The organism is Caballeronia sp. LZ024 (assembly GCF_031451455.1).
Classification (GTDB): domain Bacteria; phylum Pseudomonadota; class Gammaproteobacteria; order Burkholderiales; family Burkholderiaceae; genus Caballeronia; species Caballeronia telluris.
The window spans coordinates 45,146-61,945 of sequence record NZ_JARUXL010000004.1; the positions used below are offsets into that span (position 1 = coordinate 45,146).

The window sequence follows — 16,800 nt, forward strand, 5'->3', positions numbered from 1 at the left end:
GTCGCCGCGCGATGCCACGCACAGCGCGCGGAGAACGATCCCGTCGCCGCGCAAATTCTGGCGGTTTTCAGCCGGGTCGCTTCGTCGCTTGCGTCCGGGCGATGCCGTGCGACGCGCCTTCGTCCGCTTCCTCGACGCGGTTCCGGCCGAGCGCCTTCGCGCGATAGAGCGCGGCGTCCGCGAGCGCGACGAGGGCGGCCGGTCCCGCCGGCGTGCGCGCAGTCGAAGACGCGCAGCCGATCGAAATGGTGACGAGCGACGCTTCGTCGAGCGGCCCGCGCAGCTTCATCGCGACGACGGCGCGGCGCATCGACTCGGCGATCGCGCGTCCCGCCGGGCGGTCGCAGCCCGGCAGCACGGCGACGAATTCCTCGCCGCCGTAGCGCGCGACGAAGTCGCCCTGACGCCGCAGCGTGACGGCGAGCTCGCGCGCGACGCGCCGCAGGCAGTCGTCGCCTGCCTGATGGCCGAAGGTGTCGTTGTAGCGCTTGAAGTGATCGACGTCGATCAGGAGCAGCGTGAGCGGCTGACCCGAGGCGGCGGTCATCGCGAGTTCGCGCGGATAGCGTTCGTCGAAACAGGCGCGGTTGAAGAGCGACGTGAGGCCGTCGCGCGCCGCCGACTCCTTGAGCGCCCGGTGCGCTTCGCTCAGGTTGCGGTAGAGGCCGCTCGTCTCGTACACCAGCATGCCGAGCACGGCGCTCGCCGAGCCCATCGACGCGACCCGCGCCGCATACCAGCCGACGCTGTATCGTGCGCCGGCGTTAAGCGTCAGCACGACGTCGACGAGTCCGGCGAGCAGAGCGATCGCGAGCCACAGGTCCATCAGCGTGCGCAGACGCGTCGTGGAAACGTGCAGGCCGAGGGCGGCGAAACACAACGCCTCGACGAGCATCGCGACGGGGTTGCCCGACAACTGCGCGTAAGACGCGCCCGAGATGAGGTTCGGCAGCAAGCCGCCGTCATAGACCGATGCCGCGCACACCACGGCGCTCAGCGCGAGCGCGCCGGCGATGACGAGCGCACCGCGCGCGTGCCGTTCGTCCGGATCTTCGACGGCGGCGTGCAGGCGCGCGCGCACCGCGAGCGCGACGATGACGAGCGCCGGGAAGCCGCCGTGCCAGAAGACCCAGATCCAGATTGCGCTTTGCGGCCCCGCGCCGAAGAGGCCGGCGGGCGTGAAAACACCGGGAAAGACGAAGAGCTGGATCGCGGCGGTCAGGCTGACGAAGGCGTAGGCGCCGGCGAGCGCCGCGAGAAAGAGGCGGCCCGAGATGCGGTACTGCGTCCAGAGGAGAAAGGCGGTGAGACCCTCGGTCAGCGTCACCCAGGTGGCGAAGATCGGCAGGAACGGCACGACGACGGCGGCCTGCGTCCTCGCGTGCGGCCACACGAGGACGGCGGCCAGCAGCACCGCGGCCGCCGTGCAGGCTGCGGACAATCGATGACGCTTCGTCGAAAGAACGTTGAGGAGAGTCGCTTCCATGAAACCGGGCGATTACGCGGCGGGCGTTGTGCGGAACTCGTTCGTGCCGGACGTGAACGACGGAGACGGAATGGAGATTGTACCGGCGCAAGGCACGCACGGTTCGTATCGCGGAAATGGCGCGCCGATTGGCAAACTTTAATCGCGTAAAATCAAATGTATTAAGATCGCAGTCGACGGTCGCCTGCTTTTTCAGCACGCGCAGCCCCGAATCGAGCCAGTTCGCCTTTCTCCGGCAAGCCCGTCGCCCCGACGTCATCGTTATCCGCCCGCGCGAACAGTCGCGGGGGCTTCGACTCAAATTCGAAAACTTCGAACATCGTCCACTCCTTCGAAATCCAATGGCATATACCAGTCCGCAAGTCTCCGAGTTGCTCGCGCAACGCAACGCACTCGAGCAGCAGTTGTCAGAAGCACGCGAAAAAGAAGCACGGCTCGCCCTGATCGAAATCGTTCAGAAAATGCGCGAGTACGGAATCAGCCTGCACGACCTGATCGGCCGGAAGCCGGCGCCCGAGCCCGCGCAGCCGCCGGAAGGCGCGGCGAAATATCGCGACCCGCTCACCGGCGCGACGTGGAGCGGCCGGGGACGCGCGCCGCACTGGATCGCCGGGAAGGACCGCGAGGCGTATCGGATATCCGAGCGTGCCGATGCCGAGGCGACGGCGGGCGCGCAAGCGTCGCTTTTCCCCGACGCCGGCTGAACGCGCCACCGGGCGACTGCCACCGCCTCCCGAGCGATCAGCACATGGAAAAGTGCCGATACTGCGCCAGAATCCGCGACGAATGGGATTGTCACGGCGACGCGTGCCGGAGCGCCATCGCCCGTGCGTTGCGACGCGAGCGCGCGGGTCTGCCGATGGTGCCCGAAAAGATCCGCAACGAAGTCCCGGCGGGCGCGACGACCAACGAGGTCATCACGGTCCTGTCGCGGCAACGTCTGCGCGCGCGGCGTGCGAACGAAGACCGCCGCAAGCTCAAGCAAATGAACGACGAGGACGTCGGGTAAATTTCCAGCACGCGCTCGCCGCCGGGAACCGCCGCCGGCCGGGCCGACGCGGATTTTCGCCGTTTGTTCAGGCAAACCGCGTCTCGAAAACCGGCGGCCCGCCCTCCGCGACCGTGTAAACTGCTGACTTTTTTGACATTGGTGGCACGGTGCAAGCCTCCCAGCGCACGGTTCATGGCGGTCCGGCCCTCATCCGCTTGCTTGCGCGTCTGACGGACGTCGATGTTCCCGATTCCGGACAATCGCTTTCGGACCGGCTGAGCCAGTGGCTCGGCTGGACGGACGCGATCGCGCTGTCGACGGCGTTAAACGGCGATTTGCCCGCCGGCGCGCCCGGCGCGCGGACGGACGGCAGCGCCGAAGAGCACGAATGCGCGCGTTTGCGCGCGTCGCTGGCGAAGTCGATCGCGGGCGACAGCGCCTTCGCGACGAGCCGCCGGCGCGAAGAAGCACCCACGGACTACGCGGTTTTCCGTCAACGCTATCTCTCCCTGCAACAGACGATGGAGACGGGCATCGGCAGCCTGCGCGGCCGTCTGCGCGCGAAGCTGGCAGCCGGGACGCCCGGGATGACGCGGCTCGCGATGGTCGATGCCGTGATGGAGCAGGCGCTGGGCGCGCGTGAGCACAACGTGCTGGCGACCGTGCCGTCATGGCTCGGCAAGCATTTCGAGCGTCTGCGCGAGGCCGGGCAGGCGGCGCTCGCGGACGCCGAGGCCCTCGCAACCGTCGATAACGCGCCCGTCGCGTGGCTCGACGTGTTCCGCAAGGATATGCAGAGCGTTTTGCTCGCCGAACTGGATGTTCGTATACAACCGGTCGAAGGGCTGCTTGCCGCCCTTCGTACCCGCTGACTGAGACGCCATGTCCAGAAATCTGATCAATCTCGTTGTTTTTGTCGTCGGTCTGGTCGCCGTGTGCTGGATCGGTGCCGGTTACGTCGGTTCGAACCTGCTTGCGCTGGCCGTCACGATGCTGGTCGGCGCCTGCTATCTCGCGGGCGCGCTCGAATTGCAGCGCTACCAGCAGGCCACCGCGACCCTCACGCGCGCGGTCGCGAGCCTGAGCGCGCCGCCGCCGAGGCTCGGCGTCTGGCTCGACACCTTGCATCCCGGCTTGCGCAATGCGGTCCGTCTGCGTATCGAGGGCGAGCGCGTGGCGTTGCCCGGCCCGTCGCTGACGCCGTATCTGGTCGGTCTGCTCGTGCTGCTCGGCATGCTCGGCACGCTGCTCGGCATGGTGGCGACGCTCCGGGGCACCGGGCTCGCGCTGCAAAGCGCCACCGATCTCCAGGCGATCCGCGAATCGCTCGCTGCGCCGGTCAAGGGACTCGGCTTCGCATTCGGCACTTCGATCGCGGGCGTTGCGACATCCGCGATGCTCGGGCTGCTTTCGGCGTTGTGCCGCCGCGAGCGGATCGAGGCGGCGCATCTGCTCGACGCGAAAATCGCGACGACCTTGCGCGTCTACTCGCAAAGCCATCAGCGCGAGGAAAGTTTCAGGCTCCTGCAGCGGCAGGCCGATCTGATGCCGACGCTCGTCGACCGGCTGCAAACGATGATGGGCGCCATCGAGCAGCAAAGCCTCGCGTTGAACGAACGTCAGCTCGCGAGCCAGGAGGCCTTCCACGGCAGGACCGAAACGGTGTACGGACGACTCGCTTCGTCGGTGGAGCAGTCGTTGAGGCGGAGCGTCGCGGACAGCGCGCGAGCGGCCGGTGCCGCGCTGCAACCGGTGATGGAAGCCACGATGGCCGGTCTCGCGCGCGAGACGGCCTCGCTGCACGCGAGCGTCTCCGAGGCCGTGCAGAAGCATCTCGATGGCATGTCCACCGGCTTCGAGTCGGCGACCGCGACCGTCGCGGATCTCTGGAAAGAAGCGCTGGCGGGGCATCGGCAATCCAGCGAGACGCTCGCCGGCGATTTGCGTGCTTCGCTGGATCGATACACGCAGACGTTCGAACAACGCTCCGCAGCGCTCCTCAACGGCGTCTCGACGCGCCTGGAAGCGTCGACGCAAAGCGTGTCGGACGCGTGGAATCAGGCGGTGTCGCGGCAGGAACGCGCCAGCGAGAAGCTCGCGGGCGAGAACCAGCAGGCCTTGGCGGCCGCCGCCGCGACCTTCGAGCGACATTCGGCGTCGCTGCTGCACGGCGTGGGGCAGTCGCATGCGGCGTTGCAGGGCGAACTCGCCTCGCGCGACGAGGCGCGCCTCGCCGTCTGGGCCGGGACGCTCGGCGCGATGGCCGCGAAACTGAGCGACGATTGGCAGCAGGCAAGCGGCGAAACCGCGAACCGCCAGCAGCAGATCTGCGACGCGCTCGCGCAAACCGCGCGCGACATCTCGACCCAGACGCGCGCGCACGCGGACGAAACGATCGCGGAAATCGACCGGCTGGTGCAGGCGGCGGCGCAGGCGCCCAAGGCCGCGGCGGACCTTCAGGCGCAACTCGCGGCGCGGGATCAGGAGCGGCTGACGGCGTGGACCGAGGCGCTCGCCGCAATGGCCGCGAAGCTGAGTCAAGAGTTCCAGCAGACCAGCGCGTCCGCGGCGAGCCGGCAACAGGAAATCTGCGACGCGCTCGCGCAAACCGCGCGCGACGTATCCGACGAGACGCGCTCGCACGCCAGCGACACGATCGCCGAGATCGGGCGGCTCGTGCAGGCGGCGTCGGAAGCGCCGAAGGCGGCGGCGGAAGTCGTCGCGGAACTGCGCCAGAAGCTCTCCGACAGCATGGTCCGCGACACCGCCATGCTGGAAGAACGCAGCCGCCTGCTGGCGACGCTGGAAACGCTCCTCGACGCCGTGAACCACGCCTCGACCGAGCAACGCTCGGCCGTCGATGCGCTGGTTTCGACGTCGGCGGATCTGCTGGATCGCGTCGGCACGCGCTTCGCCGACAAGATCGAAGCCGAGACGGACAGGATGGCCGCGGTGGCCGCGCAGGTCACCGGCAGCGCGGTCGAAGTGGCGAGCCTCGGCGAGGCGTTCGGCGCGGCGGTGCAGGCGTTCGGCGAATCGAACGACAAGCTCGTGACGCACCTCGAGCGCATCGAAGGCGCGCTCGACAAGTCGCTCGCCCGCAGTGACGAACAGCTTGCCTATTACGTGGCGCAGGCGCGGGAGGTCATCGACCTGAGCATGCTGTCGCAGAAACAGATCGTCGAAGATTTGCAGCAGCTTGCCGGCCGGCGGGCGTCGGCGGGAGCCAAGGCAGCATGAACGAGGAGATCGACGGCGGCGTCGCGCCCACGACACCGATCTGGGCCGCTTTCGGCGACCTGATGTCGGTGCTGATCGGCGCTTTCGTGCTGATTCTGGTCGGTGTGATCGGCGTGCAACTGGAGCTTTCGACCCGGCTGGAGCATGAGGTCAAGCAGCGCCAGATGGAAACCCAGCGCCGCAAGACGCTGGAACAGGCGCTCGCCGGGCCGCTGGCGGCGGGGCGCGTGACGCTCGTCAACGGGCGCATCGGCATCAGCGGCAGCGTGCTGTTCGCGCTGAATTCCGATCAGTTGCGGCCCGAGGGCAGGGAAATCCTGAAAAGTCTCGCCGGGCCGCTCTCCGTCTATCTGCGGTCGCACGACGAGATTCTGATGGTCAGCGGCTTCACCGACGACCGGCAGGTCCGCGACGGCAACAAGCGTTTCGCCGACAACTGGGAGCTGTCCGCCGAACGCGCGCTGACGGTGACGCGGGCGCTGATCGCGGAGGGCATGCCGTCGTCGTCGGTCTTCGCGGCGGCGTTCGGTTCCGAGCAGCCGGTCAGTTCGAACGCCGACGACGGCGGACGCGCGAAGAACCGCCGCGTCGAAATCGCGCCGATCCCGCGCCCGTCGAATGCAGCGGTGAAAGCCCGTGACTAACGCCGAAACCCGCGCCCGGACGATGCTCGACGCGTGGCGCGAGCGCGGCGCCGATGGGCTGGATTCCGTGCGCTTTCGATTCATCGAGGCGCTGGAGCGGCGGGCGGCCGCGCAGAACGGCGAGGCGCGGCGCGTGCTCGACGAGCGGCTCGCCGGGCTGCTGGAAGCGTACGCGGCGGAGGTGGAAAAAGCAGACGCAAACGCCAATGCAAACGCTGGCGCGAAACCGTCACGCGGACCGCTCGGCGACTTGCTGGATCACATCGAAAACGAGGCGCCGGCCGGCGGCCGGGCCTCGTATCCGGAACTGGAACTGCTCGAATACTTCCGGCAAACCTGGTCGAGTGTCAGCGCCGACAAACAAGTGCGGCAATCGCTGGAGCAGGTGCCCGGCAATGCGGGACCGCTCAACTCCAGCAGCCTCGTGCACCGGTCGCTCTCGCTGATGCGCGAGCTTTCGCCGGGCTATCTCCAGCATTTCCTCTCTTACGTCGACGCGCTGTCGTGGATGGAGCAGTTGAACGGCGCGGGCGCCCCGGCGACGAAAGACGCGCCGCGCGCCGCGAACGCCCGCAAGAACGCCCGGGCAAGACCGCGCTGAACGCGGTCGCGCAACCGCTCAGCCGGCGAACGGCGAGTTCTTCCTGAGCGCCGTCGCCATCGCCTGGAGGGCGACGAGATAACCGTCGACGCCCAGTCCGCAGATCACCGCCATCGCCGCCTTCGACACCAGCGAGTGCCGGTACGTCTCGTCGCGCTTGTGGATATTGGTGATGTGCAGTTCGATCAGCGGTTTCTGCACGAGCTTGACGGCATCGAGCACCGGCACCGACGCGAACGAAAATCCCGCCGGATTGATGATCACGCCGGCGTCGCGTTCGAACGCTTCCTGAAGCCAGTCGACCATCGTCGCTTCGCTGTTGGTCTGCCGGAATTCGCACGCGAGTTCCAGCCGCCCCGCGAGCGCCTCGACTTCCTGCTGCACGCGCGCGAGCGTCGTGGTGCCGTACAGATGCGGTTCGCGCTTGCCCAGCATGTTCAGGTTCGAGCCGTTCAGGACATAGACGAGTTCATTCATTGCAATACTCACTTTAAATAATCGGTGCGGGCTCAGTGGCTGTTGCTCATGCTCGCCGGCGCGTAGTCGTCGTCGCCGACGATCTGCGCCGCCGAATCCGTGCGGTTCATGTCGATGCCGAGCGTTTCGGGCGCGGTCAGGATCGCGATCAGCGAGATCACGTTGAACGCGACGCACACGGCGACGACGCCCCACGGCGATCCGTTGCACAGCGCGAAGAGCCACACGGCGAGCACCGGCATCGGGCCGCCCGCGACGAGATTCGCGCCGGTGTAGGCGAGCGCCGAGCCGGAGTAGCGCACGTTGGTGGGAAAGGCTTCCGCGAACGCAACCGGTTGAATGCCGCTCTGGAACTGCGTGAAGCCGAGGAAGAAGCCCATTGCGGCGAGCATCGGCAGGAAGCTCTTCGTATCGAGAATCTGGAAGTAGAAGAAGAGCATGACGAGCGTCGCGGTCGAACCGATCGCGAGCGCCTTGCGGCGGCCGATCCTGTCGCTCAGCATGCCGCCCGCCAGCGCGCCGACGATCGCGCAAACATTCGCGCCCATCAGCAGCAGGAAGCCGGTCTGCTTCGGCACGGCGAGCGTCTTCGTGATGTAGCTGAGCGAAAACACCACGATCAGGTAGAAGATCGCGGCCGGTCCGCAGAAGAACAGCATCCAGCGCAGCACGGTGCGCCAGTGCAGGCGCAGCGCGTCGCGCAGCGGGCTCGCGACCTGCACGACCTGCGTCTTGCGAAGCTCGACGAACGCGGGCGTCTCGCTGACCTTCAGCCGGATATACACGCCGACCACGATCAGCACGAAGCTCAACACGAAAGGAATGCGCCAGCCGTAGGCATCGAACGCGTCGGCCGACATCAGCGACGACAGCAACAGCAGCGCGCCGTTCGCCATGATCTGGCTGAGCGGCGAGCACAGTCCGAGCAGGCCCGAATACTTGCCGCGCCGGTCGGGGCTCGCGTGTTCGATTGCCATCAACTGCGCGCCCGTCGATTCGCCGCCGAGCGCGAAGCCCTGAAGGATGCGCAGGATCACGAGCAGCACTGGCGCCCACAAGCCGATGCTCGCGTAGGTCGGAAGAATGCCCATCAGCATCGACGAAAGTCCCATCACCGAGACCGTGCCGAGCATCAGGTTGCGTCGGCCGAGCTTGTCGCCGAGGTGCCCGCAGATGATCGCGCCGAGTGGCCGCGCCGCCAGTCCGACGCCGAACGTCGCGAGCGATGCCAGAAGCGCGGTCGTCGGGTCCATCGCGGGGAAGAAAAGCTTTGGCAAAACCGTGGCGGCCAGTGCGCCGTAAAGCGTGAAATCGAACCATTCGAGCGCCGTGCCGACCGCCGCGGCGGTGACGGCGCGCGTACGCATCGCGGCGTGGGCGTCTGCTGTGTCGTGAACCATGTTGTCTCCTCTCTTTAGCCATGTCGTCGGTGCGCATGTGTTTTTCGCACCGTGCGGCAAGACTATCACCGGTGCCTGGGATGGCGTTCCAGGGTGGAATTTCATCTCATAATGTGCAAGGATTGGCGGATAAAACCACGGAGACAGACATGCCCGGCGTTACCGAGCGCACGCTCGCCGTTCTCGAATATCTCGCGACGCAGATGGAAGGCACGCCGCTCGCGCTCATTTCCGCTGAACTCGATATTCCGCGCAGCGCGTGTCACCGGCTGCTCGTCGATCTCAAGCAGTGCGGCTACGTCCGGCAGTTGCGCGAGCATGGCGACTACGTGCTCACGACCAAGCTCGTCGGCCTGGGACTCGGCTTTCTGGCGACGTCCGGCATCGTCGATATTGCGCAGACGATGCTCGACCGGCTCGCGGAAAAATCGGGCGAACTGGTGCGGCTCGCGATCGTCGATGGCGACCGCATCACGTGGGTCGCGAAGGCGCAGGGTGCGCTGAAAGGACTGCGCTACGACCCCGACATGGGCATGGACACGATCCTTTCGTGCAGCGCGACGGGTCACGCGTGGATGATGACGATGTCCGACGAACGCGCGCTCGAACTCGTGTCGCGACAGGGTTTCGGGCAGCCGAAGCAATACGGGCCGAAGGCGCCGACGACGGTGCAGGGCTTGCTCGAATTCATTCACGCGGCGAGAAAGCGCGGCTATGCGACCATCGACCAGGTTTTTGCGCCGGGGATGACCGCGATGGCGGCGCCCGTGCAGCGGCGAGGCTATCCGGCGATCGGCGTGATCAGCATCGCGGGGCCGCTCGTGCGGCTCGACGAAAAGCGCATGGAAAACCTTGGACCGACGCTGCTCGCGGCGGCATCGGAGCTAGCGGCGGCGAGCCTTGCGTCGCCGCTATTCAACGGAAGTCGCTAGTTCCGCGCGCAGGAAATCGACGAGCGCCTTCTGCAGCGCGTTGAGCACGCCGCCTGAGGTCACGAGCGCGAGTTCCGTCGGCGGAAGAGGCGGCAATCCGGTGCACACGCGATGCTCGGGCAGCACCGCGGTGGTGGGCAGTACGGAAATCCCCAGTCCCGACGACACCGCCGCCTGAATCCCGGTGAGACTCTGGCTCCCGAACGCAATGCGCCAGCGCCGCCCGGCCTTGTCGAGGCTGCGGATCGCGCGTTGCCTGTACACGCAGCCCTGCGGAAACAGCGCCAGCGGGATGGGGTCGTCCGCCGGTTCGTCGGGCGGTTCCGCACGGTCGCCTCCCACCCAGACAAGCGATTCCGGCCAGGACGCGAGGCATTCGCCGCTGCCCGGCTCGCGTTTGACCAGCGCGATCTCGATTTCGCCGCCAGCAAGTTTGCGTTGCAGATCGACGCTCATTCCCGCGACCGTCTCCAGCCGCACGCCGGGTTTCGCCCTGACGAAGCCCGACAGCATCGCCGACATGCGCCGCGCGTCGAAATCCTCCGGCACGCCGATGCGCACTGGCGTCAGTTTGACCTCGCTCGCGAGCGCGTCCTGCGCTTCCTGTGACAGCGCCAGCAGCCGCCGCGCGTAATGCGCGAGCATCTCGCCGTGCTCGGTCGCCGTGACCTGGTTGCCGGTGCGGTCGCGCAGAAGCAGCGTGCGCCCGACGGACGCCTCAAGCTTGCGCACCTGTTGGCTGACCGTTGACTGCGTGCGGTGCACGCGCTCGCCCGCGCGCGTAAAGCTGCCTTCGTCGACGACGCAGATCAGCGTGTTCAGGAGTTCGAGATCCAGCATGGTCGGCTCGCTTCGATATTTGCGTTTCAACTGATGCCGAGAGTTTAATTTAATTTTCAAATGCTGGCTGATTTCCGTACGCTTCAGGCCTACGACACCTCAACGGAGTACGCCATGTCCTTGAACAACACGAGCCGTCCGCTGTGGCTCACCTTCGATTGCTACGGAACGCTGATCCAGTGGGACGAAGGTTTGCAGTCGGCGGTGCGCGACATTCTGCGCACCAAGCCCGGCCACGATGTCGATCCGGCGAGGCTCATCGAGGTCTATGACCGTCACGAGCACGCGTTGGAACAGACGCCGCCTCATCGCTCGTTTCGCGAAGTGGCTGGCGACGGCCTGCGTCTCGCGCTGGAGGAACTCGGCCTGCCGGGCAGCGAAGACGACGCGGGCGTGCTCACGCGCCGCATTTCCGCGATGCCGCCGTTTCCCGAAGTGGTCGACACGTTGCGCCGGCTGAAGGAAGACGGCTATCGTCTGTGCATCGTGTCGAATACCGACGACGACATCATCGCGGGCAACGTCGCGCAGCTCGGCGGCTTCATCGACCGCGTGATTACCGCGCAGCAGGCGGGGGCGTACAAGCCGGCGCGAAAATTGTTCGATTACGCTCACGAACAACTCGGCGTGACGAAGGACGACGTCGTGCACATCTGCGCGAGTCCGCATCTGGATCACGCGGCGGCGCGCGATATCGGCTTTCGCTGCGTCTGGATCGATCGCGGCACGGGCCGCACGCTGCTCCCCGACTACACGCCCGACGCGACGCTCGCCACACTCAACCCGGTGCCGGCGCTTTTCGCATCGCTCGGCTGGTAACTTTCAGGAACCACGATCATGGCGCATACGTTTTTGTCCGGCCGTTCGACTGCGTCGCCGCGCGGCGTGAGCCTCGATTCCGACGCCGTGAGCGAGGCGCGTGCCGAACTGGCGGCGTGCTTTCAGCTTGCGGCGCAGAAGGGCTTCGAGGAAGGCGTCTGCAATCACTTCTCGGCGGTCGTTCCGGGGCACGACGATCTGTTCTTCGTCAATCCGTACGGTTACGCGTTCTCCGAGATCACCGCGTCGCGGCTCTTGATCTGCGATTTCGACGGGCACGTGATCGAAGGCGAGGGCCAGCCCGAAGCGACGGCTTTCTATATCCACGCGCGGCTGCATCGCCTGATGCCGCGCGTGAAGGCCGCGTTTCACACGCACATGCCGAACGCGACGGCGCTCTGTCTGCTGGAAGGGCCGCCGCTCTTGTGGCTCGGGCAGACGGCGTTGAAGTTCTATGGACGCACCGCCGTCGATGAGAACTACAACGGCTTGGCGCTGGATGCATCGGAAGGCGACCGGATCGCGCAGGCAATGGGCGATGCCGACATCCTGTTCCTGAAGAACCACGGCGTGATGGTCGCGGGCGCGAGCATCGCGGAGGCGTGGGACGATCTTTACTACCTGGAGCGGGCGGCGGAAGTCCAGTTGAAGGCGATGAGCAGGAACCGGCCGCTCAAGCCGGTGCCGCACGACATCGCGCAGCGTGCCTACGAGCAAATGCGTCTCGGCGACAAGGAGAGCGCCCGCGCGCACCTCGACAGCGCGATGCGGGAACTGCACAGGCAAGGCGTGCCGTTCGACGTTTGAGCGGCCGCTTCACGCGCCGCGTTCCACGCACCGAAATCCCGCGTACACGTACTGATAGTGCGCCTGAAACCAGTTGCGAAAGCTCGGCCGCAGCATGCACGCGGCCGTGCGCGGCGATCCGCCTTTCAGCACGAAGTGCTTGTCGTCGTAGAAATTCGCGGAATAGCCGAGATAGAACGGAAACGGCTCGAAGCCCGGCAGCGGTCCGAACGTCGTCGACGTCCATTCCCAGCCGTTGCCGTATTGCCCCTGCACGCCGAACGCGCTGCGATTGCCGGGATGCGCGCGCACCGACGAGGGCTCCCAGCGACGGAAGTCGAAATTTCCGTCCGCCGCGAGCGGCGCGCCCTCGGCGGCGCGTTGCCATTGCGCTTCGCTCGGCAGCGCCTTGCCTGCCCAGCGCGCGTACGCGCTTGCTTCCGCGTGGCTCACGTACACCGGCCAGTCGAGCGGCAGCGCGACTTCGTCGAACATCGTGCGCAGCGTCCAGGCGCCGCGCGCTTCGTCGCGCACCCAGAACGCCGGATGCGCGATGCCTTCGCTTTCCTTCCACGCCCAGTCGGCGTCGTTCCAGTACGCGCGATTCGCATAACCGCCCGCATCGACGAACGCAAGGTATTCGCCGTTCGTCACCATGTAGCGGTCGATCGCGAACGCGGGCACTTCGATGCGCTGTTGACCGAACTCGTTGTCCCAGCCGAACGCGCCCGACGCGCGATCGAGACCGAGCGTCACGGTTCCGGCGGGCACGCGCACCATGTCCGGCTCGGCTGCGGCCGGCGGCACGGCTTCCTCGGTCGGCGACGGCCCGGTCTTATGATCGAGCGGCAACTGATGCAGCATGTAGGCGAGCGTCTCGGCGTGCATCAGCCGATGTTCGATCGCGACTTCGAGCAGCGTCGCCGGATCGGCTTCCGCGCTCGACGCCGCGGTTTTCGCCAGTTCCGCAGGATCGAGCCGCGAATCGATTTCGTCGCGGATGCGCTTCGTGTACGCGCGCACCTCATCGAGCGACGGCCACTCGTGCGGCTGATCGGTCGGCAGGCCGCCGTCGACCGGATCGATCCCGAACGCGAACAGCCGGTCGTACTCGAGATTCGCGCTCGGCAGGTCGAACAGGCGCTGGTCGAAGAGGTTGTGGTCGAACGCTTCGAGATGCCCGATGTAGAACACGATCCGATGCCGCTCGGCAATCGGACGCTCATAGAGATACTCGGGCTTGACGGTATCGAAGAGGGAATCGGTGATGCGGCGCGCGTCGGCGAGGCGGGCCAGCAGCGGATGGCGCGGGGCGGGGTCGCGATTCATGTCGCCTTGTCTCCGTGGCGGGACGATCGAAAGATTGTCGAGTAGCAGACGCTGTGCCACCGATAATCCGAGTATCCCGCCATGATCCCACGCTCCGGCGAATTCGTCAGAACGCGCCGCCACCGTGCGGCGCGAGCGGCGTTCAGACTGCGCGCAGCCCGTCGAAGTCGCGGATGCGGATGAACTTGCCGTGGGCGTCGATCAGGCCGCGCTGCTGGAAGCGCGAGAGCGTGCGGCTCACGGTTTCGAGCGTGATGCCGAGATAGCTGCCGATGTCGTCGCGCGTCATGCGCAGCGTGAATTCCGCCGCCGCGTAGCCGCGCCGCGTGAAGCGCGCGGACAAATCGAGCAACAGGCGCGCGACGCGCTCGTCGGCGCGCAGCGTGCCGAGCGTCGTCAACTGATTGGTTTCGCGGATGATTTCGCGGCTCATCATCTGATGCAGGCGCCGCTGGATCGAACTGGTTTCGCGGCACACACGCTCGAAACGCGCATACGGCACGATGCACACGGAACTGTCTTCGAGCGCGATCGCCGTGGACATGTGCCGGTTTTCGCCGATGCCGTCGAGCCCGAGCGCATCGCCGCCGAGATAGAGGCCCGTGACCTGTTCGCGTCCGCCGTCACGCGACACGACCGACTTGATCGAGCCCGAGCGGATCGCATAGAGCGAGTCGAACGGATCGCCGGTGCGAAAGAGCGCCTCGCCGCGCCGCACGGCGCGCGTCGCGGAGATGACGTCTTCGACCTTCTCCGTTTCCTCGGGCGTCAGGCCTTCGGGCATGCACAAATGACGCATCGCGCAGTTCGAGCAATGGGCAGCGTGGCGACGGGGATGGATGGCGGTTTGCATGGCGCGCTCGGTTTGACAAATGACAAACGATTGTCCCATCGAACGCGCGCGAGCCAGTGTGACGCAATGTCACATCTACCGACTGGATCAGTCTTCGGTCATTTTTCCCTCGCGGGCCGCCGAAGGAATTAACAGCACGGGCAAGGTCGCCTGCCTGAGACAGCGTTCCGCGACGCTGCCCAGAATCAGCCGTTGAAAACCTTTCCGGCCGTGCGTGCCCATCACGAGCAGGTCGGCGTTGAACGCGCGGGCGGCGTCGAGCACGAGCGACGAGACGTCGTCGAGCGAAGACGCCTCGGCGGTCGCCACCTCGCCCTCGACGCCGCGCGCCTTCATCGCGTCGAGCGCGTCGCGCCCGAGCGTCGTGCCTTCCTCGACGAGCTTCGTGCGCAGCGACGACGGATCGTAGCCCGGTACGTCGAAGTAGAGCGGCGTGCTTTCCACCACGTAGAACGGCTGAAGGACGGCGCGGTGCGTCGCGGCGAGTTCGAGCGCGGCTTCGAACGCACGGCGGGACGTCTGGCTTCCGTCGATCGCGACGACGATTCGTTGGAACATGCGAACCTCCTTTTTCGGCGTGGAAATAAGGACAAGGTGAATCAATCTGACCGGTGCCGTATTGACGAGTGCCATGTTTCGGAGATTTTGGCGCGGACCGGCGCGCGGAAAAGTTGCCTTACAATTCAGGCTGAGTCATTTGCGGCGAGCGCTTAAACGCGCGGTCCGCAAGCGGCGCCCACAGCCTCCCTCCCGACCGTGACCCAGCCCAATCCCGCCCTGCCGTTCCGGAACGCCCTTTTCGCGATGCTCGGCATCGGTTTGGTCAACATGCTGGTCGCGCTCGATCAGACGGTCGTCAGCACGGCGCTGCCCTCGATCGTCGCCGAACTGCACGGATTCGAGTACTACGCGTGGATCGCGAGCGCGTATCTGCTGGCGTCGGTGGTCACGGTGCCGGTGTTCGGGCGGCTTGGCGACTACTTCGGCCGCAAGCGCTTCGTGATCGCGGCCGTGATCACGTTCACGGTGGCGTCGGTGCTGTGCGGCGTCGCGAACGACATGCTCTTTCTCGTGATCGCGCGCGGCCTGCAGGGCGTCGGCGGCGGGATGATGGTCGGCACCGCGTTCGCGTCGATTCCCGATCTCTTTCCCGATCCGCGCGCCCGCGTGCGCTGGCAGGTCGTGATGGCGGCGGCCTACGGCATCGGCACAGCGGCGGGGCCGTCGCTCGGCGGCTGGATGAGCCAGCACTGGGGCTGGCGTTCGACGTTTCTCGTCAACCTGCCGGTCGGCGTCGCGGCGCTGTATTTCATCTGGGCGCATCTGCCGACTTTCCAGCGGCCGCGTCAGGGTGAGGTGCGCATCGACTGGCTCGGCGCCGCGCTCGTCGCTGTGACGCTCGGCTGTCTGCAGGCGCTGATCGAAGCGGTGCCGAAGGACGGCCTGACGACGGGCAATCTCGCGCTTGGCGCGTGCGTGATCGCGGGCGCAGCGGCGCTCTTCGTCTGCGAAAAGCGCGCAACGCATCCGATCATCCCGCTCGACATCTTCCGCGACTCGCAGCTCGTGACGCTCTTCACGCTGTCGTTCCTCGCTGGTTTCGTGATGTTCTCGCTGATCTTCTTCGCGCCGCTCTTGCTGCAAGGCGGTTTCGGCCTGACGCCGCAGGAGGCCGGCCTGCTCGCGACGCCGATCGCCGCCTGCATCGCGCTCGGCAGCGTGATCAACACGCGCATCGTGATCCATCTGCCGAAACCGACGCTGATCCTGTCGATCGGTTTCACGCTGCTCTTCGCGGCCTCGGTCGCGCTGTCGTTCGCGCGCGCCTCGACGCCGCACGTCTGGATCGAGATTCCGATGGCGGGCATCGGCATCGGGCTCGGTTTCATCCTGAACAATCTGAACGTGTTCGGGCAGGAGATCGCGGGCCGCGAGCGCTTTGGGATCACGACCGCGCTGCTGCAATCGACGCGCATGGTCGGCGGCATGCTGGGAACGAGCATCGTCGCGACGATCGTGGCGCATCATTACGCGAACGTCGTCGCGCGCACGATCCGCGTGATCGGCGAGCCGGCGGCCTCGACCTGGCTGCCGCGCGTGGCCGACCCGCGCATCCTGATCGACGACGGCCTGCGGCAACGCCTTATCGCCGATTTGCGTCCGACCGGGCTCGACGCGCAGGCGATCGTCGATGCCGCGCGCGACGCGCTCGTGCAGTCGATCCACATCGGCGTGATGCTGACGGCGGTCGCCGCGCTCGCCGCCGCGCTGATCGTGCGGCGGATCGCTCATATCACTTTCCGCCGGGCGGGAACCGTGCCGGCCGCGGCGGCCGCGCCCGCATCGACGGAATGAAGTTGCTCGTCGACTGCGCTTAGTTGTTTGACAAGTCATTAAAGAGC

17 protein-coding genes are annotated in these 16,800 nt (G+C 66.5%); 10 read left to right on the forward strand and 7 right to left on the reverse strand.

What is annotated here, in order from left to right; translation table 11 throughout:
• Positions 1-67: 67 nt before the first annotated feature.
• Positions 68-1,486: a GGDEF domain-containing protein gene (locus QCE48_RS22390; protein WP_309782200.1), complete on the reverse strand. Its 1,419-nt coding sequence runs from the start codon at positions 1,484-1,486 to the stop codon at positions 68-70.
• A 77-nt stretch (positions 1,487-1,563) separates the two neighbouring features.
• On the opposite strand from QCE48_RS22390, the gene QCE48_RS22395 reads away from it, so the two are divergent.
• The 6 genes from QCE48_RS22395 (at position 1,564) to QCE48_RS22420 (ending at position 6,962) form a co-directional block, all read left to right on the forward strand.
• Positions 1,564-2,190 (forward strand): H-NS histone family protein, encoded by a 627-nt coding sequence (locus tag QCE48_RS22395; protein WP_309782202.1) that lies wholly within the window; start codon positions 1,564-1,566, stop codon positions 2,188-2,190.
• A gap of 44 nt (positions 2,191-2,234) precedes the next feature.
• Complete coding sequence (locus QCE48_RS22400; protein ID WP_309782204.1) at positions 2,235-2,495, forward strand: hypothetical protein; 261 nt, start codon at positions 2,235-2,237, stop codon at positions 2,493-2,495.
• Positions 2,496-2,644: 149 nt separating this feature from the next.
• Positions 2,645-3,349 carry a DUF3348 domain-containing protein gene (locus QCE48_RS22405; protein ID WP_309782206.1) on the forward strand — a complete coding sequence of 235 codons (705 nt, stop codon included), beginning with the start codon at positions 2,645-2,647 and terminating at the stop codon, positions 3,347-3,349.
• A gap of 10 nt (positions 3,350-3,359) precedes the next feature.
• On the forward strand, positions 3,360-5,717 hold the full coding sequence (locus QCE48_RS22410; protein ID WP_309782209.1) for a DUF802 domain-containing protein: 2,358 nt from the start codon (positions 3,360-3,362) through the stop codon (positions 5,715-5,717).
• Complete coding sequence (locus QCE48_RS22415) at positions 5,714-6,361, forward strand: OmpA family protein (RefSeq protein ID WP_309794324.1); 648 nt, start codon at positions 5,714-5,716, stop codon at positions 6,359-6,361. The genes QCE48_RS22410 and QCE48_RS22415 overlap by 4 nt, the downstream gene beginning before the upstream one ends.
• A complete protein-coding gene (locus QCE48_RS22420; protein WP_309782212.1) occupies positions 6,354-6,962 on the forward strand; it encodes a DUF2894 domain-containing protein in 609 nt (202 codons plus the stop codon). Before QCE48_RS22415 ends, QCE48_RS22420 begins: the two co-directional genes overlap by 8 nt.
• A gap of 18 nt (positions 6,963-6,980) precedes the next feature.
• On the opposite strand, the gene QCE48_RS22425 is transcribed toward QCE48_RS22420, so the two are convergent.
• On the reverse strand, positions 6,981-7,439 hold the full coding sequence (locus QCE48_RS22425) for a type II 3-dehydroquinate dehydratase (protein ID WP_087632478.1): 459 nt from the start codon (positions 7,437-7,439) through the stop codon (positions 6,981-6,983).
• Positions 7,440-7,471: 32 nt separating this feature from the next.
• Positions 7,472-8,839, reverse strand: coding sequence for an MFS transporter (locus tag QCE48_RS22430; RefSeq protein WP_309782215.1), 1,368 nt, complete (start codon positions 8,837-8,839; stop codon positions 7,472-7,474).
• Between the two features lie 149 nt (positions 8,840-8,988).
• Between QCE48_RS22430 and QCE48_RS22435 the strand changes: the two genes are divergently transcribed.
• Positions 8,989-9,771: an IclR family transcriptional regulator gene (locus QCE48_RS22435; protein WP_309782217.1), complete on the forward strand. Its 783-nt coding sequence runs from the start codon at positions 8,989-8,991 to the stop codon at positions 9,769-9,771.
• On the opposite strand, the gene QCE48_RS22440 is transcribed toward QCE48_RS22435, so the two are convergent.
• Positions 9,751-10,611, reverse strand: coding sequence for a LysR family transcriptional regulator (locus QCE48_RS22440; protein WP_309782219.1), 861 nt, complete (start codon positions 10,609-10,611; stop codon positions 9,751-9,753). The genes QCE48_RS22435 and QCE48_RS22440 overlap by 21 nt on opposite strands.
• Before the next feature lie 114 nt (positions 10,612-10,725).
• Between QCE48_RS22440 and QCE48_RS22445 the strand changes: the two genes are divergently transcribed.
• On the forward strand, positions 10,726-11,430 hold the full coding sequence (locus QCE48_RS22445) for a haloacid dehalogenase type II (RefSeq protein ID WP_309782222.1): 705 nt from the start codon (positions 10,726-10,728) through the stop codon (positions 11,428-11,430).
• An 18-nt stretch (positions 11,431-11,448) separates the two neighbouring features.
• Entirely contained in the window at positions 11,449-12,237 is a 789-nt protein-coding gene (locus QCE48_RS22450) for an aldolase (RefSeq protein ID WP_309782224.1), read from the forward strand.
• Between the two features lie 9 nt (positions 12,238-12,246).
• Here QCE48_RS22450 and QCE48_RS22455 read toward each other — a convergent pair whose 3' ends face one another.
• From QCE48_RS22455 to QCE48_RS22465, 3 genes are all read right to left on the reverse strand, one after another.
• A complete protein-coding gene (locus tag QCE48_RS22455; RefSeq protein ID WP_309782226.1) occupies positions 12,247-13,545 on the reverse strand; it encodes an SUMF1/EgtB/PvdO family nonheme iron enzyme in 1,299 nt (432 codons plus the stop codon).
• A 142-nt stretch (positions 13,546-13,687) separates the two neighbouring features.
• The gene (gene fnr, locus QCE48_RS22460; RefSeq protein WP_309782227.1) at positions 13,688-14,398 is read right to left on the reverse strand and encodes a fumarate/nitrate reduction transcriptional regulator Fnr; all 711 of its coding nucleotides are present in this window, start codon (positions 14,396-14,398) and stop codon (positions 13,688-13,690) included.
• An 87-nt stretch (positions 14,399-14,485) separates the two neighbouring features.
• Positions 14,486-14,956, reverse strand: a complete 471-nt coding sequence (locus QCE48_RS22465; RefSeq protein ID WP_309782229.1) for a universal stress protein — start codon at positions 14,954-14,956, stop codon at positions 14,486-14,488.
• 246 nt (positions 14,957-15,202) lie between these two features.
• On the opposite strand from QCE48_RS22465, the gene QCE48_RS22470 reads away from it, so the two are divergent.
• The gene (locus QCE48_RS22470) at positions 15,203-16,753 is read left to right on the forward strand and encodes an MFS transporter (protein ID WP_309783753.1); all 1,551 of its coding nucleotides are present in this window, start codon (positions 15,203-15,205) and stop codon (positions 16,751-16,753) included.
• The last annotated feature ends 47 nt before the right edge of the window (positions 16,754-16,800 follow it).